Annotated in this window: 24 protein-coding genes and 1 pseudogene; 11 read left to right on the top strand and 14 right to left on the bottom strand. The window is 56.0% G+C overall.

Going from position 1 to position 25676, the window contains the following annotated elements; all coding sequences use genetic code 11:
- Nucleotides 1–28 precede the first annotated feature (28 nt).
- Both tsaB and EC836_RS01465 read right to left on the bottom strand, forming a co-directional pair.
- A complete protein-coding gene (gene tsaB, locus EC836_RS01470; RefSeq protein ID WP_123329437.1) occupies nucleotides 29–730 on the bottom strand; it encodes a tRNA (adenosine(37)-N6)-threonylcarbamoyltransferase complex dimerization subunit type 1 TsaB in 702 nt (233 codons plus the stop codon).
- A 69-nt stretch (nucleotides 731–799) separates the two neighbouring features.
- Nucleotides 800–2698, bottom strand: a complete 1899-nt coding sequence (locus tag EC836_RS01465) for an ATP-dependent DNA helicase (protein ID WP_123329435.1) — start codon at nucleotides 2696–2698, stop codon at nucleotides 800–802.
- 698 nt (nucleotides 2699–3396) lie between these two features.
- On the opposite strand from EC836_RS01465, the gene EC836_RS01455 reads away from it, so the two are divergent.
- A complete protein-coding gene (locus tag EC836_RS01455; protein ID WP_123329431.1) occupies nucleotides 3397–3741 on the top strand; it encodes a RidA family protein in 345 nt (114 codons plus the stop codon).
- A 34-nt stretch (nucleotides 3742–3775) separates the two neighbouring features.
- On the opposite strand, the gene EC836_RS01450 is transcribed toward EC836_RS01455, so the two are convergent.
- On the bottom strand, nucleotides 3776–4003 hold the full coding sequence (locus EC836_RS01450) for a YoaH family protein (RefSeq protein WP_123329428.1): 228 nt from the start codon (nucleotides 4001–4003) through the stop codon (nucleotides 3776–3778).
- 116 nt (nucleotides 4004–4119) lie between these two features.
- On the opposite strand from EC836_RS01450, the gene pabB reads away from it, so the two are divergent.
- From pabB to EC836_RS01430, 4 genes are all read left to right on the top strand, one after another.
- Nucleotides 4120–5490 (top strand): aminodeoxychorismate synthase component 1, encoded by a 1371-nt coding sequence (gene pabB / locus EC836_RS01445; protein ID WP_123329426.1) that lies wholly within the window; start codon nucleotides 4120–4122, stop codon nucleotides 5488–5490.
- Entirely contained in the window at nucleotides 5477–6064 is a 588-nt protein-coding gene (locus tag EC836_RS01440) for a CoA pyrophosphatase (protein WP_123329424.1), read from the top strand. Before pabB ends, EC836_RS01440 begins: the two co-directional genes overlap by 14 nt.
- Nucleotides 6065–6234: 170 nt before the next feature.
- On the top strand, nucleotides 6235–7599 hold the full coding sequence (gene sdaA, locus EC836_RS01435; RefSeq protein WP_123329422.1) for an L-serine ammonia-lyase: 1365 nt from the start codon (nucleotides 6235–6237) through the stop codon (nucleotides 7597–7599).
- A gap of 312 nt (nucleotides 7600–7911) precedes the next feature.
- Complete coding sequence (locus tag EC836_RS01430; protein ID WP_123329420.1) at nucleotides 7912–9474, top strand: cyclic diguanylate phosphodiesterase; 1563 nt, start codon at nucleotides 7912–7914, stop codon at nucleotides 9472–9474.
- Between the two features lie 31 nt (nucleotides 9475–9505).
- Here the strand turns inward: EC836_RS01430 and EC836_RS01425 are convergent, their stop codons facing one another.
- Nucleotides 9506–11068, bottom strand: coding sequence for a TerC family protein (locus EC836_RS01425; RefSeq protein WP_123329418.1), 1563 nt, complete (start codon nucleotides 11066–11068; stop codon nucleotides 9506–9508).
- Between the two features lie 570 nt (nucleotides 11069–11638).
- Here EC836_RS01425 and manX point away from each other — a divergent pair.
- The 4 genes from manX to EC836_RS01405 all read left to right on the top strand — a co-directional run bounded on the left by manX (nucleotide 11639) and on the right by EC836_RS01405 (nucleotide 14842).
- Nucleotides 11639–12601: a PTS mannose transporter subunit IIAB gene (gene manX, locus EC836_RS01420; protein ID WP_123329416.1), complete on the top strand. Its 963-nt coding sequence runs from the start codon at nucleotides 11639–11641 to the stop codon at nucleotides 12599–12601.
- A gap of 56 nt (nucleotides 12602–12657) precedes the next feature.
- Entirely contained in the window at nucleotides 12658–13458 is an 801-nt protein-coding gene (locus EC836_RS01415) for a PTS mannose/fructose/sorbose transporter subunit IIC (RefSeq protein WP_123329414.1), read from the top strand.
- A gap of 15 nt (nucleotides 13459–13473) precedes the next feature.
- A complete protein-coding gene (locus tag EC836_RS01410) occupies nucleotides 13474–14316 on the top strand; it encodes a PTS mannose transporter subunit IID (RefSeq protein ID WP_123329412.1) in 843 nt (280 codons plus the stop codon).
- Nucleotides 14317–14383: 67 nt separating this feature from the next.
- A complete protein-coding gene (locus EC836_RS01405) occupies nucleotides 14384–14842 on the top strand; it encodes a DUF986 family protein (protein WP_123329410.1) in 459 nt (152 codons plus the stop codon).
- On the opposite strand, the gene rlmA is transcribed toward EC836_RS01405, so the two are convergent.
- From rlmA to EC836_RS01380, 5 genes and pseudogenes are all read right to left on the bottom strand, one after another.
- The gene (gene rlmA / locus EC836_RS01400; protein WP_123329407.1) at nucleotides 14823–15677 is read right to left on the bottom strand and encodes a 23S rRNA (guanine(745)-N(1))-methyltransferase; all 855 of its coding nucleotides are present in this window, start codon (nucleotides 15675–15677) and stop codon (nucleotides 14823–14825) included. The genes EC836_RS01405 and rlmA overlap by 20 nt on opposite strands.
- A 164-nt stretch (nucleotides 15678–15841) precedes the next feature.
- Nucleotides 15842–16051 carry a transcription antiterminator/RNA stability regulator CspE gene (gene cspE, locus EC836_RS01395; RefSeq protein WP_001062678.1) on the bottom strand — a complete coding sequence of 70 codons (210 nt, stop codon included), beginning with the start codon at nucleotides 16049–16051 and terminating at the stop codon, nucleotides 15842–15844.
- Nucleotides 16038–16207 (bottom strand): annotated as a pseudogene (locus EC836_RS01390) (DUF2627 domain-containing protein). Before EC836_RS01390 ends, cspE begins: the two are co-directional and overlap by 14 nt.
- Nucleotides 16208–16727: 520 nt before the next feature.
- The gene (locus EC836_RS01385) at nucleotides 16728–17732 is read right to left on the bottom strand and encodes an MBL fold metallo-hydrolase (RefSeq protein ID WP_123329405.1); all 1005 of its coding nucleotides are present in this window, start codon (nucleotides 17730–17732) and stop codon (nucleotides 16728–16730) included.
- A gap of 21 nt (nucleotides 17733–17753) precedes the next feature.
- Nucleotides 17754–18029: a YebO family protein gene (locus tag EC836_RS01380; RefSeq protein ID WP_123330710.1), complete on the bottom strand. Its 276-nt coding sequence runs from the start codon at nucleotides 18027–18029 to the stop codon at nucleotides 17754–17756.
- Nucleotides 18030–18269: 240 nt separating this feature from the next.
- Here EC836_RS01380 and EC836_RS01375 point away from each other — a divergent pair, with 240 nt between their 5' ends.
- On the top strand, nucleotides 18270–18506 hold the full coding sequence (locus EC836_RS01375) for a YobH family protein (protein ID WP_123329403.1): 237 nt from the start codon (nucleotides 18270–18272) through the stop codon (nucleotides 18504–18506).
- 33 nt (nucleotides 18507–18539) lie between these two features.
- Here EC836_RS01375 and kdgR read toward each other — a convergent pair whose 3' ends face one another.
- Nucleotides 18540–19331, bottom strand: a complete 792-nt coding sequence (gene kdgR, locus EC836_RS01370; protein ID WP_123329401.1) for a DNA-binding transcriptional regulator KdgR — start codon at nucleotides 19329–19331, stop codon at nucleotides 18540–18542.
- Between the two features lie 188 nt (nucleotides 19332–19519).
- On the opposite strand from kdgR, the gene EC836_RS01365 reads away from it, so the two are divergent.
- Nucleotides 19520–20899 carry an MFS transporter gene (locus EC836_RS01365; protein WP_123329399.1) on the top strand — a complete coding sequence of 460 codons (1380 nt, stop codon included), beginning with the start codon at nucleotides 19520–19522 and terminating at the stop codon, nucleotides 20897–20899.
- Nucleotides 20900–21174: 275 nt separating this feature from the next.
- Here the strand turns inward: EC836_RS01365 and htpX are convergent, their stop codons facing one another.
- From htpX to EC836_RS01345, 4 genes are all read right to left on the bottom strand, one after another.
- A complete protein-coding gene (htpX, locus tag EC836_RS01360; RefSeq protein ID WP_123329397.1) occupies nucleotides 21175–22056 on the bottom strand; it encodes a protease HtpX in 882 nt (293 codons plus the stop codon).
- A 213-nt stretch (nucleotides 22057–22269) separates the two neighbouring features.
- Nucleotides 22270–24315: a carboxy terminal-processing peptidase gene (prc, locus tag EC836_RS01355; RefSeq protein WP_123329395.1), complete on the bottom strand. Its 2046-nt coding sequence runs from the start codon at nucleotides 24313–24315 to the stop codon at nucleotides 22270–22272.
- A gap of 20 nt (nucleotides 24316–24335) precedes the next feature.
- A complete protein-coding gene (gene proQ / locus EC836_RS01350; RefSeq protein ID WP_123329393.1) occupies nucleotides 24336–25034 on the bottom strand; it encodes an RNA chaperone ProQ in 699 nt (232 codons plus the stop codon).
- Between the two features lie 96 nt (nucleotides 25035–25130).
- Nucleotides 25131–25631 (bottom strand): GAF domain-containing protein, encoded by a 501-nt coding sequence (locus tag EC836_RS01345; RefSeq protein ID WP_123329391.1) that lies wholly within the window; start codon nucleotides 25629–25631, stop codon nucleotides 25131–25133.
- Nucleotides 25632–25676: the final 45 nt, after the last annotated feature.

The raw sequence follows: 25676 nt of genomic DNA, 5'->3' as shown, positions 1-25676 counted from the left end.
TGCACCGTGGTGAAATAGTTGCTGCGACTCACTCGCGGCCCGGTAATTTTTTCCATGTCACTTCATTACGTAAATAGGTCGGTTCTGCATGCTCCGGTGCGACGGTTTCCCCCGCGGCCAGCGCCTGCGCAGCAAGAATCAACATGTCCTCTGCGGCAGGCAACTCCACCTCACTTGTAGTTAACACCAGATGGCTGTTTTCGGCCAGCTCAGGCCAGGCCTTCCAGCCGGTGCCCACGCAGGACCATTCCCCGCTCAGGGCTGCCATACGCTCACCCGCTGCCTGCGGAGTGAGCACGGCTTCGCTCTCTTCACCGTGCCAGATCCCCTGCTCATCGCGCTGATACTCGGCCCAGTAGACTTCACCCATGCGGGCATCAATCGCCGCCAGTACCCGTGTTGCGCCGCTTACGCGGAAAGCGCCCTGCGCCATGGTTTTCAGCGTGGAAACGCCAATTAGCGGCAGCTCCGCTCCGAGCGCCAGCCCCTGCGCAATGCCAATCCCGATACGAACGCCGGTAAAACTGCCGGGACCGCGACCGAACGCCAAGGCATCGAGATCCTTCAGCGCCACGCCGCCCTGCTGTAGAATGTCCTGCACCATCGGGAGGATACGCTGGGTATGTTCCCGCGGGCAGAGTTCAAAATGAGCCAGTCGCTGCTGGTTATTCAGCAGGGCAACCGAACAGGCTTCCGTGGCCGTATCAATGGCTAAAATTCGCGTGGACATTGCAACCTCAGGGAGAAAAATTTCGGCGCGAATGATATCACAAAGCGCGCCGTTTTGATGACTGCTGCGTTATGGCGTGAGAAACGCTGCCGCCCGGGCGATATCTCGCGTACGCGGCGTGGGCGGTAAACTGTTCAGAAACACCGCGCCGTAAGGCCGCATCACCAGACGGTTATCGCAAATCACCAGCACGCCGCGATCGTCAACGTCGCGGATCAGGCGGCCAACTCCCTGCTTGAGGGTGATCACCGCATCCGGAAGCTGTACCTGATCGAACGGATCGCCGCCGCGCAGCTTGCAGTCTTCCATCCTGGCTTTCAGCAGGGGATCGTCGGGCGAGGTAAACGGCAGCTTATCGATGATCACCAGCGACAGCGCATCACCCCGCACGTCCACCCCTTCCCAGAAGCTACTGGTGGCGACCAGCAACGCATTACCGGCGGCAATAAACTGCTTCAGCAGCTGGCCCTTGCTGGTTTCCCCCTGCAGCAGCACCGGCAGAGTGAGCGTGGCGCGAAATTCAGCGGCCAGATCGCGCATCACCTGGTGGGAGGTGCAGAGGAAGAAGCAGCGCCCGTTATTGGCTTCGATCAGCGGCCGCAGCATACGCGCCAGCTGTCGCGCGCCACCGGGCTGATTGGGCGAAGGCAGGTTGCGCGGAACGCACAGCAGCGCCTGGCGAGAATAGTCAAACGGACTGTCGAGGATCAGCGTTTCTGCCTTTTCAACCCCCAGGCGCTCAACGAAGTGGGTGACCTGCTCGTTAACGGCCAGCGTTGCTGAAGTGAAGATCCAGCTGGCCGGGCGCTCTTCCATCACTTCGCGGAAGCGATCGGAGACGGAAAGCGGCGTCAGTGCAAGAATAAAGTGCCGTGAGTTGCATTCGTACCAGTAGCTGAAGCCCGGCTGCGAAACATCCTTCAGCCGCTTCAGTCTGCCACGATAGAGCGCCGCGCGCTCGAAAGCCGCATCCAGCAGCGCCGAGCGGCCCAGCGACAGTTTGGCAACGTCGTAGCACAGCTCCAGCGCATCATCCAGCAGCAGCAGCGCCCGCTGCACATGGGGATCGCCTAGCAGCTCGCGCAGGTTGCCGCGAAAACCCGGATCGCCCAGCGCCAGGCGAAAATCCTGCGCACTTTGCGCCAGCCTGTCGGCCGATTTTTGCAGCTGCTGCACATCGCGGATTTCTGTGCGGTAGGCGATGGTAATGTCTTTGGCCAGATCGAGGAGCTGGCGGCTGGAAAGCTGCTGACCAAAATACTGGCTGGCAATATCCGGCACCTGATGCGCTTCATCAAAGATCATCACGTCGGCTTCCGGGATCAGCTCGGCGAAACCGCTCTCTTTCACCACCATATCGGCCAGGAAGAGATGATGATTGACCACCACCACGTCGGCATCCATCGCCTTACGTCGCGCTTTGACCACGAAGCAGTCTTTATACTGTGGGCAGTCGCTGCCCAGGCAGTTGTCGTTGGTGCTGGTGACCAGCGGCCAGATGGTGCTGTCTTCCGCCACGCCGCCGCAGGTACTGATGTCCCCGTCGATGGTTTCACTGGACCAGCCGCGCAGATGCACCAGGTCGCTCATCGCCTGCACGGCGAGTTCGCCCCCGGCCATCGACTGCTGCTCAAGGCGTTCAAGACACAGATAGTTGGAGCGGCCTTTAAGCAGTGCCAGCGTGCCTTTGAATTTGAGGGCTTTAGCGACCGTGGGCAGATCGCGGCTGTAGAGCTGATCCTGCAGGGCTTTCGACCCGGTGGAGACAATGACTTTTTTCCCGGATCGCAGCGCGGGTGCCAGGTAGGCGTAGGTTTTCCCGGTGCCGGTACCGGCTTCCACGACCAGTTCGCCGCGCATGTCGATAGCTTTCGCCACCGCCGCAGCCATAACCCGCTGGGGTTCACGCGGTTTAAAACCGGGGATCGCCTGCGCCAGAGCGCCGTCGATTGCAAAATCGTCTACCACATATTCCTCACTGCCGGAAAGAAACTACTGTAATTATGTCAGTATTACCCGCAGGATGCAAAATTACAGGAATCAATAAGTTAGAATGAATTAATGACGGGATGACTTCAGCAGGTGGCGTGAATAGTGGCATAACATGTCAGTTTAGTTTGCCTTAATGGCTGTCCAGACAGCAAAGCAGAACGATCCGCTGGCTGTCAAAACAACCCGTTGAGCCACCTGAATGCCTTCGATTATCAAGCACATCAGGCGCTATCACGGGCGCACATGACCAACAGCGATCTTTAACAACTAGCAGTTTGAATGGTCGGGTAGTAAGGCTGGACGGTACGGATTAATGAAATAAAACCGTAATATTTACAGACTGGCCGTCATAATTGATTTACAAAATATGCACTTAGCACCATAAGGATTCAACTTGGTGATATCAAGATGAGAAAAGCGGTACTGGATGCTGAAGCACGATGGGCAGATAAGTTTGAAATTGTAGATAATAACCTTCATTTTTTTATTTAAGAGAAACAACCTTAACACTAATATTCCAGTAAATATCTTTTATTTCTGTTTTTTTATTCACGATGGTTTTCAATATTAACGGCCTGCCGAGCATCAGACTGCGCAACGCCCCGCCGCAGGTGACTCACACCGCGGTTTATGCCAGGCTAGCGCCGGTGATTACAGTGTAAAAAGGAAAACGCATGACCATTGAACGTATCGATCCGGAACACCGGATGTCTGAAGCCGTCATTCATAATGACGTGGTGTATTACACCAGCGTGCCGGAAAATCTGGATGAGGATGCTGAGGCGCAAACGGCAAATGCGCTGGCGGTGATCGACCGCATCCTGACGCGCGTGGGTTCGGACAAGAGCCGCATTCTGGATGCCACAATTTTTCTGGTAAACAAGGAAGATTTTGCCGCGATGAACCGCGCCTGGGATGCCTGGGTGTCGCCGGGTAACGCGCCGGTACGCTGTACCGTTCACGCCGGGCTAATGAACCCTAAGTATCTGGTTGAAATCAAAGTGGTGGCAGCTAAGTAATCCGTGCCCCTGTCCCGGTGACAGGGGCTTCACATCAGTAGTCTTCTTCGTCGTCTTCATCATCCTGACTATCGGCATGATGCTCGTCGTCTTCATCGTCAAACATCACTGCAATGTGGCCGCCGGTGTGCGTACTGCGGATCTCTTCCGCCACCATGGCAATGGCCTGGCCGCTGGTCAAACCTTCGGACATCAGCTGGTGAATGCGGTCGACAGCCTGCTGCTGCTGTTCATGTGAAAGCGCGGGTAATCCTGTAAACATAGTGACTCCTGAGGGCTGATGCGGCGCGGATTATTTCACGAGTGACAAAGAGATGCCAGCGGCAGAAAAATATGCCAGGCTTGCACCCCTGTAACGAATCACCCTGCTGAAGAATTATGCTGCCTGTTCTACATTCACTGAAGTATACGCCGGATGCCGTCGAGCATCAGTTTGCCGCGCTGGCGCATTTGCCGTGGGCAATGCTGCTGCACTCCGGCTTTGCCGAGCACAGCGATAACCGCTTTGATATTCTGGTGGCGGACCCGCGCTGTACCCTGACAACGCGCGGCGAGCAGACCGAAATCGACGAAAGCGGCACGGTGAGACGTTCCACCGACGACCCGCTCAGCCTGCTGGCAGCAGAGCTGGACCGCGCCGCAATGCGGGCCACACCGCAAGACGATTTGCCGTTTCAGGGCGGTGCGCTCGGGCTTTTTGGCTACGATCTTGGCCGCCGGTTCGAAACGCTTCCCGTCCTCGCCGAAAAACAGTTAACTACCGCCGATATGGCCGTCGGGATTTATGATTGGGCGCTGATCGCCGATCATCACCTGCAAAAGCTGACGCTGGTCGCTTACGGTAATATCGCGCAGCGCCTCCGCTGGCTTGAGGCTCAGCGCCCCGCCGCAACAGAGCCGTTCCAGCTGACCGGCGGCTGGCAGGCGAACATGTCGCGCGAAGAGTACGGTGAGAAATTCCGCCGGGTGCAGCAGTGGCTGCTTTCCGGGGACTGCTATCAGGTGAATCTGGCCCAGCGCTTCCAGGCCCCTTATCAGGGCAGTGAATGGCAGGCATTTACCCGCCTTTGCCGCGCCAACCGCGCGCCGTTCAGCGCTTTTATTCGCCTGCCCGACAGCGCAATCCTGAGCCTGTCGCCGGAGCGTTTTATCCGCCTGCAGGACGGTGATATCCAGACCCGTCCGATAAAAGGTACGCTGCCGCGCCTTGCCGATCCACAGGCCGATCGGGATCAGGCCGTCAGGCTGGCCAATTCGCCGAAGGATCGCAGTGAAAATCTGATGATCGTCGATTTACTTCGCAACGATATTGGCCGGGTCGCGGTGCCGGGCAGCGTCAACGTGCCGGAACTGTTTGTGGTGGAACCATTCCCGGCGGTACACCACCTCGTCAGCACCATTACCGCGCGACTGAAGGCAGGACTGTCGGCGTGCGATCTGCTGCGCGCCAGCTTCCCCGGCGGTTCAATAACCGGCGCACCGAAAGTTCGTGCGATGGAAATTATTGAAGAACTGGAGCCGCAGCGTCGCAACGCCTGGTGCGGCAGCATTGGCTATCTCAGCGCCTGTGGGAATATGGATACCAGCATCACCATCCGCACGCTGATCGCGGAACGAGGAAATCTCTACTGTGCAGCAGGCGGCGGCGTTGTGGCCGACAGCGATGAGGCCGCGGAATATCAGGAAACCTTCGATAAGGTGAACCGCATTTTGCCCTGCCTGGAGGCGCCGTTCGATGAGCAGCCGTAACCCCCCTCTACAACGCTTTTTGTCGCGTTTTATTCTGCAGCCGCCACCGGTGGAGAACGTGACGCTGCCGCGCCGCCAGGCGGCGGTGCTGGTGCCAATCGTGGCTCATCCCTGCCCGACGCTGCTGCTGACGCGGCGGTCGGCCAGCCTGCGTAAGCACGCCGGTCAGGTTGCCTTTCCCGGCGGCATGCGCGACGCCGAGGATGAATCACTGGTGATCACCGCGCTGCGCGAAGCTCAGGAAGAAGTGGCGATCCCGCCGGAGGCCGTTAAGGTGATCGGTGTGCTGCCGCCGGTCACCAGCAGCACCGGATTTCAGGTCACGCCAGTTATCGGCATTATCCCCCCGGGGCTGCGCTTTTACCCTAATGAGGGCGAGGTTGAGTCGGTGTTCGAAATGCCGCTGGAAGAAGCGCTGCGCCTGGGCCGCTACCAGCCGCTGGACGTGCATCGCGGCGGGCTTCACCACCGCGTCTGGCTCTCCTGGTACGATGACTATTTTATCTGGGGAATGACGGCCGGTATTATTCGCCGCCTGAGCCTTCAGGTGGAAAAATCCGCGCAAAACGGCTAAAATACAGCCTCATATCGGTCTGAACTTCATCTTTGCCTTATTTTTAACTGCTTTTTTGCAGGATGACGATCCAAATCACTGCAAGGCGGCGGCTTTTCATTTATATTTCACCCAATTCATCTTTTTTGTGAGCATCGTCCAGTGCGTAATATTGTTAAGGAGCGTATCGCGTGATTAGCGTTTTCGACATGTTTAAGATCGGCATCGGCCCGTCGAGTTCCCATACGGTTGGTCCAATGAAAGCCGGCAAACAGTTTGTCGACGATCTGGTGGCCAGCCGCCAGCTCTCCTCCGTCACGCGTATTGCGGTGGACGTTTACGGCTCGCTGTCGCTGACCGGTAAAGGCCACCATACCGACATCGCCATTATCATGGGCCTGTCGGGTGCCTCGCCGGAAAGCGTCGATATCGACAGTATCCCGGCGTTCATCCGTGACGTGGAAGATCGCCAGCGTCTGCTGCTGGCGAACGGTGCTCACGAAGTGGACTTCCCGCGTGAGGGCGGCATGGTGTTCCGCAGCGACAACCTGTCACTGCACGAAAACGGCATGAGCATTCATGCTTATGCCGGCGATCTGAAAATCTACAGCAAAACCTACTATTCAGTCGGCGGCGGCTTCATCGTTGATGAAGAGAACTTCGGCCAAACCGCGCTGAATGAAATTTCGGTACCCTACCCGTTTAATTCAGCGAAAGAGATGCTGGACCACTGCCAGCATACCGGCCTTTCCCTGTCGGGAATGGTGATGAAAAACGAGCTGGCGGTGCACAGTCGCGCGGACATCGAGCGCTATTTTTCCGATGTCTGGCAAACCATGCGCGACTGTATCGATCGTGGCCTGAATACCGAAGGCGTGCTGCCGGGTCCGCTACGCGTGCCGCGCCGCGCTTCCGCGCTGCGTCGCCTGCTAGTGTCTTCCGACAAGCTTTCCAGCGATCCGATGATCGTGATCGACTGGGTGAATATGTTTGCGCTTGCGGTTAACGAAGAAAACGCAGCCGGTGGACGCGTCGTCACTGCGCCCACCAACGGCGCCTGCGGCATCGTGCCTGCGGTGCTGGCCTACTATGACCACTTTATTGAATCGGTCAGCCCGGATATTTTTATCCGCTACTTCATGGCCGCCGGGGCGATCGGCATCCTGTATAAAATGAACGCCTCGATTTCCGGTGCGGAAGTCGGCTGTCAGGGCGAGGTCGGTGTAGCCTGCTCGATGGCGGCGGCCGGTCTGGCCGAACTGCTGGGCGCCAGCCCGGAACAGGTGTGCGTGGCGGCGGAAATTGGCATGGAGCACAATCTGGGCCTGACCTGCGACCCGGTTGCCGGGCAGGTACAGGTGCCGTGCATCGAGCGCAACGCCATCGCTTCGGTTAAAGCGATCAACTCAGCGCGTATGGCAATGCGCCGTACCAGCGAAGCGCGCGTCTCGCTGGATAAGGTGATCGAAACCATGTACGAAACCGGCAAAGATATGAACGCCAAGTATCGTGAGACATCTCGCGGCGGCCTGGCGATCAAAGTTCAGTGTGACTAATGAGATCTGCCGCAAGTTATTGACACCCTGTCCTGATTCGCATTTTCGTCAAGTGCCAAAATTAGTACCATAAATAACTAAGCGCCATCTAACTGATGGCGCTTATACTTTCCTATACTTCAAAATAGTTTAGCTGGCGGCTATCCCCTGATTCAGGAAACGGCTAGAGTGTTTCAGCGCGTTCTGTGAGAGTAAGTTCCTGTTTTTGAGACATTCCGCTTTTCTCTTCAGTACTACTAAACTAAATGTCTGTTTTGCCGATTAACGGTATTCAATCTCTGTATACGCGACTGGCTTATAGGATGGTTACTAATGCAAATGTCCCAGGAAGTCTTAGGACAGTTCCGCCGCAAGCGATTGCTGATCGCGGCGGTTGTTGCAGCAGTGGTGCTCATTCTGACCTTAACCTTCAGGTTTGTGGAAGAAAAGAACCGCATAGAGCAGCAATCTCACAGCTTTGCTAATAACGCCATTCAGCGCTTTGACCGCATGTTTTCCCCCCTTGATGTTGCCGCCGATAATGCCCTTGGCTGGGTCGGTACCGACTGCGGACTGATCCGCTTTAAGCTGATTGAGAAGCTGGCCGTCCTGCAGACCGTCAGATCGATTCTGCTGGTCGATAACGACCGCATCTACTGCTCAAGTATCTTCGGACCGTCCGATATCGCGTTCAGCAGCAACTATCCCGAACTGCTGATGAAAAATCAGCGCATGCAGCTGGCGGTAGATGAACATTTACTTAAGGGTTCGCCGATTCTGCTGCTGTGGACACCGCGCGATCAAGACAATCGCGCGGGCGTTTTACAGGTCATCAACATCGAACTGATGACCAGCTATCTGCTGGAACCCACGTTGCCCTGGGTGGAACGGGCGATCCTCAACGTGGGCAGTCAAAGTCTGGAGTACGGCAATCCGCTGATTGAACCGGCCACTCCGGCCGAAGACCAGGTGACCATCGTCGAGTCCTCCCTGCGCTATCCGTTCTCTATCACCCTGTTCGGCCCCTCGCCTTCGCGTCTGGCGCTGATGACCGTTCCCTCACAGCTGCCGCTGGCCCTGCTGCTCAGCCTGCTGATGGGCTATATTGTCTGGCTGGCTACGGCCAACCGCATGAGCCTGTCCTGGCAGATTAGCTACGGCATTACCGCGCGGGAATTTATGGTCTACTGTCAGCCGCTTATTAATGCCCACAACGGCCAGTGCGACGGTATTGAGATGCTGCTGCGCTGGCACAATCCGCGCCAGGGCTGGATCCCACCGGACGTCTTTATTCCGCTGGCCGAACGCCAGAACCTGATCGCCCCGCTGACGCGTTTTGTCATCAGTGAAACGGTGCGGCATCTGCCTGACCTGCCGATGCGATCGTCATTCCACATCGCCATCAACGTTGCCGCCAGCCACTTCCGCGAGCGGGCCATTATTGACGATCTGCAACGCCTGTGGTGGCCGGCTAACCCACAGCCGCAGCTGGTGGTGGAGCTGACCGAGCGGGATTCGCTGCCGGTCGTCGATCAGCGGGTGGTTTCTCATCTGCATAAGGTCGGTGTTAAGCTGGCGATTGATGATTTCGGCACCGGGCACAGCTCCCTGTCCTATCTGAAAACGCTCAGCCCCGACGTGCTGAAAATCGATAAAGTCTTTACTGCGGCAATAGGCACCGATGCGATTAACGCCACGGTCACCGATATGGTGATCTCACTGGCGCAGCAGTTGAATATCGGGCTGGTTGCGGAAGGCGTTGAGACGGCGGAACAGGCGGAATATCTGCGCGAGCGCGGGGTCGATGTGCTGCAGGGGTATTACTATGCTCGTCCAATGCCGCTGGGGGATTTCCCGGCCTGGCTGGCCAATCATAAAGCCTTCTGTCCGGCATAAAAAAGGCCGGGTTTCCCCGGCCTGATAGTCATTAACCTTCTTCTTCGTCGTGCTCGTTGCGTTGACGCGTGACACGCACCAGATCAATGCGGTAGTCCGTGGCTTCAATAATCTGGAAACTCAGCGGCGGCATGTCGAATATCTCGCCCGCTTTTGGTAATTGGCCCTTCTGAGCAATCAGCAGGCCCGCCAGCGAGGCGTGGTCATCTTCCGGACGGACCAGCTCCTGAGTGTCGAACAGCTGCTGCAGCGAGTGCAGGTCGGTACCGCCCTTCACCAGCCAGCCGTCACCGTCGGCAATAATATCCGGGGTTTCATCCTCATCCGGGAATTCACCGGCAATCGCTTCCAGCACGTCGAGCGGCGTCACCAGACCCTGAACCACACCAAACTCGCTGGTGACCACCACAAAGCTGCCTTTGGCGCGGCGCAGCACGCTCAGCAGATTGATCGGATCCAGCGTTTCCGGAATGATAATCGGCGGGGTTGCGGCAGCGAAGGCGGCAACATCAACACCGTGATCCAGCGCCACCAGCAGCTCTTTGGCCCTGACAACACCGACGATCTCATCCAGCTCGCCACGGCACACCGGGAACAGGCTGTGCGGCGTATCGAGCAGCTGCATGCGGATTTCATCCAGCGGGCGCTCAATATCCACCCACGAAATATCACCGCGCGGCGTCATGATGCTGCGAATGGAACGCGAGGCCAGGGTCAGTACGCCGTTAATCATGTAGCGCTCTTCGTCCTTAAAGGCTTCCTGCGGCATAATCGCGGCAACTTCACTACTTTCGCTGCTGCTGTTCTCGCTGCGACGACGGCCCCCCATCAGACGCTGGATCGCTTCGGCGGTACGCTCGCGCATCGGCCTTCTGGCCTGATGACGCATAAAGTTATGTCGCGCAATCTGGTTAAACAGCTCAATCAGAATCGAGAAGCCAATCGCCGCGTACAGGTAGCCTTTCGGAATATGGAAACCGAAGCCTTCCGCCACCAGGCTGAGACCAATCATCAGCAGGAAGCTCAGGCACAGCACCACCACCGTGGGGTGCGCGTTGACGAAGTTGGTCAACGGCTTGGAGGCCAGCAGCATCACGCCCATAGCGATAATTACCGCCGTCATCATCACCGCCAGGTTATTCACCATCCCCACGGCGGTGATCACCGCATCGAGGGAGAAGACGGCATCAAGAATAACGATCTGCACCACAACCGCCCAGAAACTGGCGTATCCCCGGTTTGCCCCGTCGTTATGCTCGCGGTTTTCCAGCCGTTCATGAAGCTCCATCGTTGCCTTGAACAACAGGAACAGTCCACCAAACAGCAGGATCAAATCCCGTCCGGAGAAACTAAACTCGCCGATGCTGAACAGCGGACGCGTCAGCGTGACTATCCACGAGATAAGCGACAGCAGGCCCAGGCGCATAACCAGTGCCAGCGAAAGCCCGATCAAGCGCGCTTTATCACGCTGTTTCGGGGGCAGTTTGTCGGCCAGAATCGCGATAAAGACCAGGTTATCGATGCCCAGTACGATTTCAAGAACAACCAGCGTGAGCAGACCCGCCCAGATCGAGGGGTCTAAAAGAAATTCCATGACAGACTCCGGAAAAAGGTACGGGAAAACGCAGCAGACGTTCGGCTGAGCGTGCGGCAAGGATAACGACGAGTGGAAGCAGAGATGACGTCAGGAGACGTTGAAAGCGATACCGGAAAGCCCGGCGGCATAATTAAGCGACTTCGGTGACAGTCCATAGGGAGGGCTGAGGCCCGTTACTCCTGTATTAGAAAAGGATCCCTACTCTAGCAGCACAGGCATCGCTGTCAAAATGGTTTCTTACACTTGGCTGGCATCCTTGCAGAACTTTACGCTGGGCTGACGGGGTGTATTTCTCGATTAGGGTCTAAATTACTGAGCAAGGTCACATAATTTATTTTTTCACGTACTAAAATAAATCGCGACAAACGGTGTGTTAAGCGTGCCCCTGTAGGTTAACGGGCACGATGTAGAAAAATAAGTGTGACCTCTTTCATGCTGAATCACGCGAATACCTAATGTGTTCGGAATCGGCGAAGCGTCAATTTCGGATAGTCTGGGTAGCGATCGGCTGAACCTCGCGCGGCTTGAACTCCAGAGAGCCGTCGTCAACTGGATAAGGAGTAGCAAGTGACTATTGCTATCATCATCGGCACACACGGCTGGGCAGCGGAACAGCTGCTGAAAACGGCCGAAATGCTCCTGGGTGAGCAGGATAACGTCGGCTGGATCGACTTTGTCCCGGGGGAAAATGCAGAAACGTTAATCGAAAAGTATCAGGCCCGATTACACGACCTCGACGTCAGTCAGGGCGTGCTGTTCCTGGTGGATACCTGGGGCGGCAGCCCGTTTAACGCCGCCAGCCGTCTGGTGGTGGATAAAGAACATCACGAAGTGGTAGCCGGGGTGAATATCCCGATGCTGGTCGAAGTTCTGATGGCCCGCGATGACAACCCCTCCTTCGATGAACTGGTGGCACTGGCGGTTGAAACCGGCCGCGAAGGCGTTAAGGCCCTCAAAGCCAAAGCGCCTGAGGCCGCACCCGCCGCCCCCGTGAAGAAAGCCCCCGCCGCACCGCAAACGCCACTGAAACCCGGCGAGCACATGGTGATTGGCCTCGCGCGTATTGATGACCGCCTGATCCACGGCCAGGTCGCCACGCGCTGGACCAAGGAAACCAACGTCACGCGCATCATTGTGGTCAGTGATGAAGTGGCTGCCGACCACGTACGTAAAACGCTGTTGACCCAGGTTGCGCCTCCGGGTGTGACTGCGCACGTGGTGGACGTCGCCAAGATGGTCCGCGTGTGGAATAACCCGAAATACGCCGGTGAGAAAGTGATGCTGCTGTTTACCAATCCGACCGATGTCGAAAGGCTGGTGGAAGACGGCGTTGGCATCACCAGCGTGAATATCGGCGGTATGGCGTTCCGCCAGGGGAAAACCCAGGTCAACAATGCCGTATCGGTTGATGAAAAAGATATCGAGGCGTTTAAAAAACTCAACGCGCGCGGGATTGAACTGGAAGTGCGTAAGGTTTCCAGCGATCAGAAACTGAAAATGATGGACCTGATCGCCCGTCTTAATCAGTAGCCCGTGGCCTGAGAGATCGGGTTGAACTCCGTTCCGTATCAAAGAGGAGAAGTGTAATGGAGATTACCACGCTGCAAATTGTTCTGATATTTATCGTCGCCTGTATAGCGGGCATGGGCTCGATCCTTGATGAATTTCAGTTTCACCGGCCCCTGGTGGCCTGTACGTTAATCGGTGCGGTTTTGGGTGACATCAAAACCGGGATCATCATCGGCGGTACGCTGGAGATGATCGCGCTGGGCTGGATGAACATCGGTGCTGCGGTTGCGCCCGATGCCGCACTGGCTTCCATCATCTCAACTATCCTGGTTATTGCCGGTGGGCAAAGCGTCGGGGCCGGTATTGCGCTGGCGATCCCGCTGGCGGCCGCAGGCCAGGTGCTGACCATCATCGTTCGTACCATTACCGTCGCCTTCCAGCACGCAGCGGATAAAGCCGCGGAGAAAGGCAATCTGAGCGCCATCTCCTGGATCCACGTTTCGGCGCTGGTTCTGCAGGCCATGCGTATCGCCATCCCGGCACTGATTGTGGCAATTTCGGTCGGCACCAGCGTGGTTCACGACCTGCTGAACTCGATTCCTGAGGTGGTCACCAACGGCCTGAACATCGCCGGTGGCATGATCGTCGTTGTGGGTTACGCGATGGTGATCAACATGATGCGCGCGGGTTACCTGATGCCGTTCTTCTACCTCGGCTTCGTGACCGCCGCCTTCACCAACTTCAACCTGGTGGCGCTGGGCGTTATCGGCGTGGTGATGGCCATCCTGTATATCCAGCTGGCACCAAAATATAACCGCGTTGCCGGTGCGCAGGCTGCGGGTCCGGTAAATAACGACCTTGATAACGAACTCGATTAAGGAAAGGTGAGAAAAATGGTTGAGACAACAACGCAAAAGAAACTGACTCCCGGCGATGTTCGCGGAGTGTTCTTACGCTCAAACCTGTTCCAGGGTTCGTGGAACTTCGAACGTATGCAGGCGCTGGGCTTCTGCTTCTCAATGGTGCCGGTGATCCGTCGTCTGTATCCCGAGAATAACGACGATCGTAAACAGGCGATTAAACGCCATCTGGAGTTCTTTAACACCCATCCTTACGTTGCAGCTCCGGTACTGGGTGTAACCATGGCGATGGAAGAGCAGCGCGCCAACGGCGCACCGATTGACGATGCGGCGATCAACGGCATCAAAGTCGGCCTGATGGGGCCGCTGGCCGGCGTGGGCGACCCAATCTTCTGGGGTACGGTTCGCCCGGTGTTTGCCGCGCTGGGTGCCGGGATCGCCATGAGCGGCAGCCTGCTCGGCCCTGTGCTGTTCTTCGTGCTGTTTAACCTGGTGCGCCTGCTGGTTCGCTACTACGGCGTGGCCTACGGCTATCGTAAAGGCGTGGATATCGTCAGCGATATGGGCGGTGGCTTCCTGCAGAAACTCACGGAGGGGGCGTCGATACTCGGCCTGTTTGTCATGGGGGCGCTGGTTAATAAGTGGACCCATGTTAACGTGCCGCTGGTGGTCTCTCGCATTACCGATCAGACAGGGAAAACCACGGTCACCACGGTGCAGTCGATCCTCGATCAGCTGATGCCGGGGCTGATCCCACTGCTGCTGACCTTTGCCTGTATGTGGCTGCTCCGCCGCAAGGTGAATGCGCTGTGGATTATTATGGGCTTCTTTGTTATTGGTATCTTTGGCTACTGGGTGGGCCTGCTCGGCGTCTGAGCCTGACCTGCAACAACATTGACTCTCGGGGGCCAGCACAGTCTGGCCCTTTTTTTCGGACGGGATTATGCAACTGACTGATTACCTGATTTTGCTGTTTATTGTTCTGATTCTGCTCTATGCCATTTACGACGAGCTGATCATGCCACGCCTGAATGGGCCAACGCGGCTGAAAATCCTGCTGCAGCGGCGCACCAAACTCGACAGCATGATATTTATCGGCCTGCTGGCTATCCTGCTTTATCAAAATTTACGCGTGCAGGGCCCACAGGTGACCACGCTGCTGCTGCTGGCGCTGGGTGCGATGGCGGTGTGGCTGTTCTGGATCCGTGCGCCGAAGCTGCTGCTCAAGGAGCACGGATTCTTTTTTGCTAACGTCTTTATCACCTGGGACCGCATAAGCGCGATAAATTTATCGGAGGATGGCGTGCTGGTGATTACGCTGGAGAATCGCCGCCTGCTGATTTACGTGCGCAGGCTGGACGATCTGGAGACTATCTACAAATTTATGCTGGAGAGTCGCTGACGGCGGCTTCCCCTTCACTCTGCCGCTGCCACAGCCGCAGGGTGAAGTCCGTTTCGCAGGCAAAATCGGTGGTGGTGGCAAGGATCCCCCACACTTCCGGCCGGGCACGCCAGGCAAACGGGGTCATCTGTAAGAGTGCTGCCGACTCTTCGCTGTTCAGCGTCATCGGGTATCCCAGCGACTGCTCTTCAATTAACGTGAATCCGGGCATCTCCTCCACCGCATTGTCGTGCAGTTTCGCATCCTGGTAGATCAGCGCCTTAAACTGCAGCAGATGGCGAGGACCGGGTGTCACGGTCAGCACCAGGCCCTGCGGCTTCACCACCCTGGCCAGTTCGGCGGCCTTACAGGGCGCGTAGATACGCAGCACCGCATCAAACTGATTATCACTGAACGGCAGACGATGGCTGGATGCCACGCAAAACTCCACGTTACGGTAGCGCTTCGCGCCGTAGCGGACGGCAATCTTCGCCACGTCCAGCCCGTAAATCTGCGAGCCTTCGCGCCCTGCCTGCAAACGGCTGGCCACGGCCTGAGTGTAGTAGCCTTCGCCACAGCCAATATCCAGCACGTTCACCGCATCGTGCGGCAGCGCCGAGTCGAGCATATCTGACACCCGCTGCTGCAGCGGCTGATAGTGGCCTGCATCCAGGAAATTGCGCCGCGCCTGCATCATCTCTGCGCTGTCACCGGGCTGTTTAGAACGTTTGTGCTGCACCGGCATCAGGTTGATATACCCTTCTTTCGCCAGATCGAACTGATGTTGATTCTCGCAGCGCAGAACGCGATCGTGAGCCATTAAAGGCTGCTGGCAAAGGGGACACAGGTAGGACATAACAACTCTCCGCAATCAAGGACGGCGGCAGTGTACTTGAAAGTGCGCCGTAGCGGCAGTACTTCTTGCCGCAAACAAAAAAGCTCTGCCATTGCTGGCAGAGCTTTAGTATTCAGATTTCAGGCTGCACTACGCAAGGCGTGAGTGACAGTCTCAAATCGAAATCAGATTGCGGTGACGTTCACAGCAGCAGGGCCTTTCTGGCCGTCCTGAATTTCGAACTCAACGTTCTGGCCTTCAGCCAGAGTTTTGAAGCCGTTACCCTGGATTGCAGAGAAGTGTACGAACACATCTTTGCTGCCGTCAGCAGGAGTAATGAAACCAAAACCTTTAGACTCGTTGAACCACTTAACCTGACCTTTAATCTTTGCCATTTTGCAAATTCCTTAGAGTGTTTATTAGCCCGTAGGCCTGACGTACAGAAAAACCAGAGACATTACTGCATGAGGCATTAATTAAGGCTCGGCAAGGAAGCGGTATTCAACGTCAACGTCTTTACTCAGAACTTCTTTACTGAAGATGCCACACATAAACAGAACTGTACCTCGTTTAACTCAAATGCGTTTATCACATATTCGCTTATTAATGGCAAGTTATTTTTAGGCAAGTATTGAGATGTCGCACACAATTGAAACAGCAAACGATGTAAATGTCACTTTTATGCCGATGCAGACGTAACGGCTGCACATATTTTCATCCCCGGCAAACCCAGAGGCGACATGGGTTTCAGTGGCATAAAACGCTGCCAAACAGCGGGCATAATACGATAATAAACTACAAGTATGACGTTATTATGGCAAAGCATTGTCAAATAAATTCTATCGCGGCCCTAGCTTTCTTCGCGCTGACAGCCACTTACGGCGCGGGCCAGTCTCGCCTTCTGTTCCCGCGCATAATAAGGCTGCACCAAAAACAGGAGAGTGCCGGTTACCCTGCCCCATTTAAAGGCATTTCACTGCGTTTTTAAATTAACCTTATTTTTTCAGTTTAATTACGCTATTAGATGCGGCTCTCATTATTAGCTATTACATATAGGAAAATACATTAGGATTAATCTTGACATATATAGTTGAGCAATACTCTGGCTCCTATTCGCCAGGCCTGAAAGCGTTCAGCTTCCAGCCCCGCCCGTGCTATTGCCTGCTGTAAAACCTGCGGCGGTTCATCCAGCGATTCATCAGCCAGTTCAAATACGCCCCAGTGGATCGCCACCGTGTGCGGCTGCCCCATCGCCTGATGCAGGGAGACGGCCTGATCGGGGTCCATGTGCTGTCCGCGCATGAACCATTTTGGTGCGTAGGCGCCGATGGGCAGCGCCGCCAGGTTAAACGGCCCGAGACGACGAGGGATTTCCAGCAGATTATCCGAATAGCCGCTGTCACCGCTGAACCAGAAGCTCAGCCGTGGATGCTTCACCACCCAACCGCACCACAAAGAGCGGTTGCGGTCGCGCAGCGTGCGCATGCTCCAGTGTCGGGCGGGGACGGCATGAACGGTGAGTGCGCCCACGCTGGCACTCTGCCACCAGTCAAGCTCCTCAACGTGAGCTGCACCGAGCCGATAAAACCACGTTGCCAGCCCCAGCGGCACCACAAAGCGAACCTGCGGGAAACGGCGAAGGATTTTTTTGATGGTCGGCCTGTCAAGATGATCGTAATGGTTATGCGAAATCAGCACGCTATCCAGCGTCGGTAAATCCTCAATAGCCAGCGCGGGCGGCGTTTTACGCTGCGGCCCGGCAAACCAAAGCGGTGAAGCACGCGGCGACAGCGCCGGATCGATCAGCGTGTAACGATCGTCAAGCCGCAGCAGCAGACAGGCATGCCCCAGCCACCATACGGCATCGTCATGACCGCTAAGGTCGGCGGACTGCCACCACTGACGGATAAACTGGTCGTATCCCTGAGCTGGTGGCTTCGGCAGCCCCTGCTCCCTGCGTTCGCGACGCCAGCGTTGCAAATCCCCCTGCTGCCGCAGTTCGGGCTCCGGGTTACAAAATCCGTCAGGGGTATGATGAGAGAGAGCAGGATCGTACCAGGGATTTTTCCAGGCCATTGCGATTACCTTATTGCGAAATCAGCGCTCCGGGATCATGCGGATAAAGTTTTTCTCGGCATCGTCTTCGGGGACCGGCTCCGGCTCCACTTTATCTGAGGCATTATCGGTGAGCTTACGCAGCAGTACGTTCTGGCGTTTTTGCTCTTCAAGCAGCGCTTCCAGCAGTTGGATCTGCTGATTGGCCCGCACGCTGGCGCGATTGACAAAAAACCACACCACCAGTCCGATGATCACCAGAGCCATGATCAGAGCCGTTGAGGTCATCCCCTGCATGTCATTTACCATTTCGTTCATACCAACCTCAAAACTGAATTTACGTCGCCGATTCACCCGGCAACACTGCGGCTGTAGATTCTACCCGCTGGCGCGCCAATTGATAGCCACATCACAAAATTTACGCAGCCGCTGCGCAGAATAAGACCGGATGTTTCAGTATCCTCTTATCGCTTTGTGAGGCATGACGCGGCATGCTGATTCGGCAGCGTCCCTGACAGGCGGGTCAGGCTGCGGATAAACAACAATAAAGGGGATAGCATGAAAGTATTGACGCGACTGGTCGCTCTGCTGGTGATTATCTGGCTGGCTATGCTGGTCACCGGCTACGGGGTGCTGACCGGCAGCAATAAGAACGTGGCGGGAATGGGCCTGCAGTGCCAGTACCTGACGGCGCGCGGCGTGGTGATTGCGCAGTATCTGCATACCGACAGCGGCATTATCGGCGTGACCGATTGCCCTCTGCTGAGGAAAAGCGTGGAAGTCGTCGACAACTAGAATCGTACGGGCCGACACGCCGTCGGCCCGCGACTAAAAGGGATAGTCGTGATAGCCCAGCTGGGCGGAAATTGTTTTAGCCGCACGATGCAGCATGCTGACGTACTGTTGCTTATTCTCTTCGGCAAAACGAATCGTCGGGAAGGAGATGCTCAGCCCGGCGATCACCACGCCAAAGCGGTCGAAGACCGGCACGGCAATACAGCGGATCCCCTCTTCCTGCTCTTCATTATCTTCACCAAATCCCTGCGACCTGACGCTATCGAGCGCGCACAGCAGTTCATCAACGCCGTTGAGCGTTTTCGTCGTGCTGAGAACGAATTCCACCTCGGCGAGGATTTCGCGCACCTCATCATAATTTCGCCACGCCAGCAGCACTTTGCCAATTGCCGTACTGTAGAGCGGATTACGCCGCCCGATGCGGGAATACATCCGCAGGTTATAGAGCGAGTCAATTTTATGGATATAAACAATGCTGTCTTCTTCCAGCGCGCCCAGATGAATGGTTTCCCGGGTCAGGCGGGAAAGTTCGCGCATCTGGATGTCGGCGCTGCGGATCAAATCGACGTTTTGCAGCGCTTTCGCCCCCAGCTCAAACAGCTTCAGCGTGAGGGCATATTTTTCCGACTCGCCTTCCTGCGATACGTAGCCCAGCGTTTTCATGGTCTGCAAAAAACGGTAAACGGTGCTTTTGGACATCATCACCCGCTGGGACAGCTCGGTGATGCCGTTTTCCCGCTCTTCCCCGAGCGCCTGCAAAATACCAAACACTTTCATCACCGAAGAGACGGCATCCGGTTGCTTATCTGAATCGGTACTGGCCATTGCACTTTACCTGTGTGTTTTATAAAAAATGGAACGCTATTTCCAGTATACGTACCGCCCTGGAGTGCTGCAACGGCAGTCGCCGATATGCCGACACATCCGGTGATAGTTTTCAGTCGCTTAACTCTGGCAAAAATCGTAAAAAGCATTAGCATGGTAATATTCACCTCTTACATTACTCCCTCTTTATGTCTGCAATTTCTGTTAACGACGGGCTACCCGTCCCGCAGCGTTACGGCGCAATTCTGGCTATCGCACTGGGCATCACCGTCGCCGTACTGGATGGTGCGATTGCCAACGTTGCCCTGCCGACCATCGCGCGCGAGCTTAACGCCAGCCCGGCAGAATCAATCTGGATAGTGAACGCCTATCAGCTGGCGATTATTATCTCGCTGCTTTCTCTGGCGTTTATCGGCGATATGATCGGCTATCGTCGGGTGTATCAATGTGGCCTGGTGCTGTTTACCTGCACGTCGCTGTTCTGCGCGCTGTCCGACTCGCTGACCATGCTGACCCTTGCCCGCGTATTACAGGGTTTCGGCGGCGCGGCGCTGATGAGCGTCAATACCGCGCTGATCCGCATAATTTATCCGCAGCGGCATCTGGGCCGTGGTATGGGCATCAACTCGCTGATTGTGGCGGTTTCCAGCGCCGCGGGCCCCACGGTGGCTGCCGCCATTCTTTCCGTCGCTTCGTGGAAGTGGCTGTTTCTGATTAACGTGCCGGTGGGCATCGCCGCACTGTGTCTCGCCCTGCGCTTCCTGCCCGACAATCCACAAAAATCCCAGGGCCAGCGCTTTGATGTGCCCAGTGCCATCATGAACGCCCTGACCTTCGGCCTGCTGATCTCGCTGCTGAGCGGCTTTGCTCAGGGGCAAAACGGCACGCTGCTGCTGGTTGAACTGGTGCTGCTGCTGATCGTCGGCACGCTGTTTATTCGCCGCCAGCTGCGCCTGCCGTTCCCGCTGCTGCCGGTCGATCTGCTGCGTATCCCGATTTTTGCCCTGTCGCTCGGGACCTCAATCTGTTCATTCTGCGCGCAGATGCTGGCGATGGTATCGGTGCCGTTTTATCTGCAAGGCGTGCTGGGCCGCAGTGAGGTGTCAACCGGCCTGCTGCTGACGCCCTGGCCGCTGGCAACCATGGTGATGGCGCCGATTGCCGGAAGGCTGATTGAGCGGGTTCATGCCGGTCTGCTCGGCGCGATTGGCCTCGCGATGTTCGCCAGCGGGCTATTTGCGCTGGCGCTGTTGCCTGGCGCGCCAACGGATGCCGATGTGGTGTGGCGCATGATGCTGTGCGGTGCGGGCTTTGGGCTGTTCCAGTCACCGAACAACCATACGATTATCTCTTCCGCACCGCGTAACCGCAGCGGCGGAGCCAGTGGGATGCTCGGTACCGCTCGCCTGCTCGGACAGACCACCGGCGCCGCGCTGGTGGCGCTGATGTTCAATCTGTTCGCCAATCAGGGGACGCATTTTTCTCTGCTGCTGGCGGGCAGCTTTGCCACCGTCGCCACGGTGGTCAGCGCACTGCGTATTCGTCAGCCGCGAAGCGTTCATGAATAAAACCGCGCGGACACACTTACGTACCGTACTGTGCTTTATGCCAAAGCGCTATGCCGTCGCTCTTAGCCCTTCCGGCCCGGAAAACCAGAGCTTCGCAGCCTGAAACTTGAAACTTGAAACTTGAAACTTGAAACTTGAAACTGAGAGAATATTGACTCATAAAAAAACTGCACCCCTACTCGTTGGGTATCCAACTTTTAGGATGCAGTTTAGTGCCAGTGGCTGTTTAACTTTTTGCTCAGCAACATCCGGCGATGGCCAATGCTGCCGCGGAATTACTTCAGGTATTCGCCGGTACGCAGCGCTTCAATACGCTTATCCAGCGGCGGATGCGACATAAACAGCTCGCTCAGCGACTTGGATTTCCCGTTGATGCAGAAGGCCATCATGCTGCTGGCTTCCTGCGGCTCATAGCTGGTTTTCAGACGCTGTAGCGCAGCGATCATTTTCTCACGGCCGGCCAGGCGCGCCGCACCGGCATCCGCATGGAACTCGCGATGACGGGAGAACCACATGGTGATAATGCTGGCCGCAATACCGAAGACCAGCTCCAGCACCATCGACACCGCAAAATAGACCAGCGGGTTACCATTGCTGCTTTCCTCATTGTCGCGGTTCCCGGAAAGGAATCCGGCAGCAAGCTGAGCCAGAATGCGCGAAATAAAGATCACAAAGGTATTCACGATGCCCTGAATCAGGGTCATGGTTACCATGTCACCGTTGGCAATATGGCTCACTTCATGGGCCAGAACGGCTTCAGCCTCATCGCGGCTCATGTTCTGCAACAGCCCGGTAGAAACCGCCACCAGCGAGGCATCGCGACGCGCGCCCGTGGCAAACGCGTTGATGTCCGGCGCGTGGTAAACGGCCACCTGCGGCATGGCAATACCGACCTGCTGCGCCTGACGGGCAATAGTGTCGACCAGCCAGCGCTCGGTCTCGTTACGCGGCTGCTCAATCACTTCACCGCCGACGGAACGCAGCGCAATCCATTTCGACATCAGCAATGAAACGAACGCACCGCCGAAGCCAAACAGACCCGCCATAATCATCAGGCCCATAACACTGCTTGACTGGATCCCTGTCAGGCTGAGGATCAGCCCGAAAACCAACATTACGCCCAGGTTGGTTAACAGGAAAAGAGCAATACGCATCATATGATTTAATCTTCCTCGGTTATTTACTCACTGTACGCAGGGGTACAAAGGTGTATCGATATCGTAAGGTCAACACAGCACAATTCAAGCCCTGTGCCGGGTTAAGTGTTTAAAAAAACATAACTTTACATTATTAGCGGGTTTTAAATGCAGTTACTGACGCAGCGCATACACGGATAAAAAAAGGCACAGCGTTTGCTGTGCCTGTGGGTCTTAGTTGACCGCTGCCGGTGTGACCGGTGGCTGCTGTTTTTCCAGCTGGGCCAGGTCATTGGCAATTTTGACCGTTTCATCAAGATACGGATCGGGTTCCTTGTAGTCCTTCGGCAGATCGTCCAGTTTGGCCAGCGGCTTCTTGCCTTCCGCTTTCAGTCGGGCGTTGATCCGCTCCAGGCGCAGCGCATCATCTTCACGGTTCTCTTTTTCACGCTCGATTAGGTTCAGCGAAATAATATTACGCTTGTCCTTGTTGGCGTTGAAGCGCGCGATATCCTTGATGATGTACTGGAACTCAGCATCTTTCGCGATGCGATCCTGGTGATCTTTCAGCAGCTGTGGCTCCAGCGGTTTCAGATCGGCAATCCTGGTATAGGTTGCGGCGTTCACGCTATCCCACGGCAGCGCGTTGTCCTCGAACTTCTCACCGGTTTCAATCGCTTCCACGCCGGTTGGCATCAGCAGATCCGGCGTAACGCCTTTACGCTGCGTGCTGCCGCCGTTAATGCGGTAGAACTTCTGAATGGTGTACTGAACGGAACCCAGCGCAGGCCATTCCGGGCGCAGCATCTGATCGTAGATGCGATTCAGCGAGCGGTACTGCTGTACGGTGCCTTTACCGAAGGTCGGCTCACCGACAATCAGCGCACGACCATAGTCCTGCATCGCCGCGGCAAAGATTTCCGACGCAGAAGCACTGAAACGGTCAACCAGCACCACCAGCGGTCCTTTGTAGTACGTAATTCCGTCGTTGTCGCTGTCTTCACGAACTTTGCCGATGTTGTCACGCACCTGAACGACCGGGCCACCCGGAATAAACAGACCGGAGAGGGACACCGCTTCGGTCAGCGCGCCGCCACCGTTGGTCCGCAGGTCAATCACGATGCTGTCGACGTTCTGCTTCTGCAGTTTTTGCAGCTGCACTTTCACATCGTCGGTCAGGCCCACGTAGAAACCAGGAATATCCAGCACGCCGACTTTCTCTTTGCCGACGTTCTGCACGGTCATTTTCACCGCGCGGTCTTCCAGGCGGATTTTCTCACGCGTCAGGGTAATAATGCGGGTTTTGGTTCCCTTACCTGCCGGCAGCACTTCCAGGCGAACTTTACTGCCCTTCGGCCCTTTTATCTGCGCAACAACATCATCCAGACGCCAGCCGATCACATCGACGATCGGTTTACCCGGCTGGCCGACGCCAACAATGCGATCGCCAACGGTGATAGCTTTGCTCTTCGCCGCCGGACCACCGGCTACCATGGAGTTGATGACCGTGTAATCTTCATCCATCTGCAGTACCGCACCGATGCCTTCCAGAGAGAGGCTCATTTCAGTGTTGAACTGTTCGGTATTGCGCGGGGAGAGATAGTTAGTGTGCGGATCGATTTCGTGAGCAAAGGCGGTCATCGCCAGCTGGAAGACATCTTCGCTGTTGCTCTGCGCCAGACGACGCTCGGCAAACTGATAGCGCTTGGTGAGAACTTCACGGATCTCTTTCTCATCTTTGCCGGTCAGCTTGAGACTCAGCTCATCGTATTTGACCTTGGCATCCCACAACGCGTTAAGTTCGTCGGTGGTTTTCGGCCAGGCGGCCTTGCTACGGTCGATATCGATAGTGTCGTTACCGGTAAAGCTCATCGGCTTGTTAAGCACCGACAGCGCATACTGATAACGTTCAAAGCGGCGCTTCTGGGTCAGATTATACAAATCGTAGAACACAGACAGCTGGCCGGTTTTTAATTCTTCGCCCACGGTTGTTTTTTTATCTGCGTACTGCGCAATGTCAGACGCTAACAACACGTTATGGCTGTAGTCGAGCAGGTTCAGATAGCGATCGAAGATTTTTGCTGAGAAATCTTTGTCGAGATCGAACTGGCGATAATGGGAACGGGTAAAGCGGGAAGTCACACGTTCGCTAACGGTCGCGTGTTGCGCTTCCTGATGCAGCTGCGGGATCTGATCGGCGCGGGTAATGTTATCCGCGGCATAGAGGTTGCCTGCAAACAGCAGGCCCGCAATGATGGTGCTTTTAAAAAGAGTGTTCATGCCCTGATTAGCCTCCGTATTCAGAACTGCAAGTGTTCTGCGCGTACTATCATTGCCAGGCCGGAAGCCAGCTGTACCCGAACGCCATCTTTAGAGATTTCAAGAATGGTGGCATCCATGGCATTTTTGCCCGCGGTAACTTTGATGCTCTGGCCAACTTGCAATGCTGAGGTGTCGGTAACGGGTTTGCTACGCGACGGCTGAGGCTCTTCACGTGCAGCTGCGGCTGCAGGTGCGCGCTCGGTCTGCGGGCGGGCAGGCTTGCTGCGCGGTTTGCGTGGCTGCTCACCTTCGGCTGCAGGCTTGCGGGCAGGCTTGCGAGGACGACGCGGTGCGGTTTCTTCACCGGCTTCACGCTTTTTCGCCTGCTGCTGCTCACGCTGAGCCTGAACGCGCGCTTTCGCTTCTTCAAGCTGTTTGCGGGCATGTTCAACATGCTGCTCATCGAGCTGTCCACAGGCGTTGCCGTCCAGATCCACACGGTCGGCACCGGCTTTAATGCCGTAAAGGTAACGCCAACTGGAGGTATAAAGGCGCAGTGCAGAACGAAGCTGAGTTTTGCTCAGACCCATTTCGCCCTGCACGCGGTCAACTAAATCCTGAAAGATTCCGATCTTTAGAGGTCGCGCTTCGCCTTCAGCGCTGAAGCACTGAGGGAAACGCTCTGCCAGAAAGGCAATTACTTCTTTAGTACTGTTCAACTTAGGTTGATTTTCCATGAAATTTCCTGATTACAACGGGTTTGCCAATCAGCGCAGGCATGAACAGGCGTCATTATAATGACCCCATCAACAATTGCTACGTGATCCAGCGCTTTAGGTGCGTTTCATGTGAATAAATTTTTCCACATCGGTGCCGGCCAGCACCTCGCATAGCCCGTCAGTTAAGGCTTTCAGCCCAATTTCATCCTCAATATCGAAACGGTTATACTCCACGCTATCGATATCTAACACGCCGATAACGCTACCGTTAACCACCAGAGGCAGCACGATTTCGGCATTGCTGGCGGCGTCACAGGCGATATGACCGGGGAACAGATGCACATCATCAACGCGCTGCACGGCATTTTCCTCTACCGCCGTTCCGCACACGCCGCGCCCGACAGGAATACGCACGCAGGCAATTTTTCCCTGGAAGGGACCCAGCACCAGGGTCTTTTCTTCCGTTAACAGATAGAACCCGGCCCAGTTAACCCCATCAAGACGTTCATACAGGAGTGCGCTACAGTTACCCATGGCGGCCAGGAAGCTGGTTTCACCCGTCAGTAAGGCGCACATATCCCGATTAAGGTCGGTATAGAATTCTGTTTTTGTCATTGTTTAACCATTATTAAATCTGTCGCGAAGCCCACAGACGCTTCG

The organism is Erwinia sp. JUb26 (assembly GCF_003751505.1).
Classification (GTDB): Bacteria; Pseudomonadota; Gammaproteobacteria; order Enterobacterales; family Enterobacteriaceae; genus Erwinia.
This window is presented reverse-complemented; position numbering and strand designations above follow the sequence as displayed.

Bases quoted from the DNA above. Each gene is read 5' to 3' on its own strand.
- EC836_RS01405 (WP_123329410.1), top strand. From the start codon at position 14,384: ATGCAACTGACTGATTACCTGATTTTGCTGTTTATTGTTCTGATTCTG.
- EC836_RS01345 (WP_123329391.1), bottom strand. From the start codon at position 25,631: ATGACAAAAACAGAATTCTATACCGACCTTAATCGGGATATGTGCGCC.
- kdgR (WP_123329401.1), bottom strand. From the start codon at position 19,331: ATGGCCAGTACCGATTCAGATAAGCAACCGGATGCCGTCTCTTCGGTG.
- htpX (WP_123329397.1), bottom strand. From the start codon at position 22,056: ATGATGCGTATTGCTCTTTTCCTGTTAACCAACCTGGGCGTAATGTTG.
- EC836_RS01425 (WP_123329418.1), bottom strand. From the start codon at position 11,068: ATGGAATTTCTTTTAGACCCCTCGATCTGGGCGGGTCTGCTCACGCTG.
- prc (WP_123329395.1), bottom strand. From the start codon at position 24,315: ATGAACACTCTTTTTAAAAGCACCATCATTGCGGGCCTGCTGTTTGCA.
- EC836_RS01380 (WP_123330710.1), bottom strand. From the start codon at position 18,029: ATGAACGAAATGGTAAATGACATGCAGGGGATGACCTCAACGGCTCTG.
- EC836_RS01450 (WP_123329428.1), bottom strand. From the start codon at position 4,003: ATGTTTACAGGATTACCCGCGCTTTCACATGAACAGCAGCAGCAGGCT.
- EC836_RS01375 (WP_123329403.1), top strand. From the start codon at position 18,270: ATGAAAGTATTGACGCGACTGGTCGCTCTGCTGGTGATTATCTGGCTG.
- EC836_RS01365 (WP_123329399.1), top strand. From the start codon at position 19,520: ATGTCTGCAATTTCTGTTAACGACGGGCTACCCGTCCCGCAGCGTTAC.
- pabB (WP_123329426.1), top strand. From the start codon at position 4,120: ATGCTGCCTGTTCTACATTCACTGAAGTATACGCCGGATGCCGTCGAG.
- EC836_RS01440 (WP_123329424.1), top strand. From the start codon at position 5,477: ATGAGCAGCCGTAACCCCCCTCTACAACGCTTTTTGTCGCGTTTTATT.
- EC836_RS01415 (WP_123329414.1), top strand. From the start codon at position 12,658: ATGGAGATTACCACGCTGCAAATTGTTCTGATATTTATCGTCGCCTGT.
- EC836_RS01455 (WP_123329431.1), top strand. From the start codon at position 3,397: ATGACCATTGAACGTATCGATCCGGAACACCGGATGTCTGAAGCCGTC.
- proQ (WP_123329393.1), bottom strand. From the start codon at position 25,034: ATGGAAAATCAACCTAAGTTGAACAGTACTAAAGAAGTAATTGCCTTT.
- EC836_RS01410 (WP_123329412.1), top strand. From the start codon at position 13,474: ATGGTTGAGACAACAACGCAAAAGAAACTGACTCCCGGCGATGTTCGC.
- EC836_RS01385 (WP_123329405.1), bottom strand. From the start codon at position 17,732: ATGGCCTGGAAAAATCCCTGGTACGATCCTGCTCTCTCTCATCATACC.
- EC836_RS01430 (WP_123329420.1), top strand. From the start codon at position 7,912: ATGCAAATGTCCCAGGAAGTCTTAGGACAGTTCCGCCGCAAGCGATTG.
- rlmA (WP_123329407.1), bottom strand. From the start codon at position 15,677: ATGTCCTACCTGTGTCCCCTTTGCCAGCAGCCTTTAATGGCTCACGAT.
- cspE (WP_001062678.1), bottom strand. From the start codon at position 16,051: ATGGCAAAGATTAAAGGTCAGGTTAAGTGGTTCAACGAGTCTAAAGGT.
- tsaB (WP_123329437.1), bottom strand. From the start codon at position 730: ATGTCCACGCGAATTTTAGCCATTGATACGGCCACGGAAGCCTGTTCG.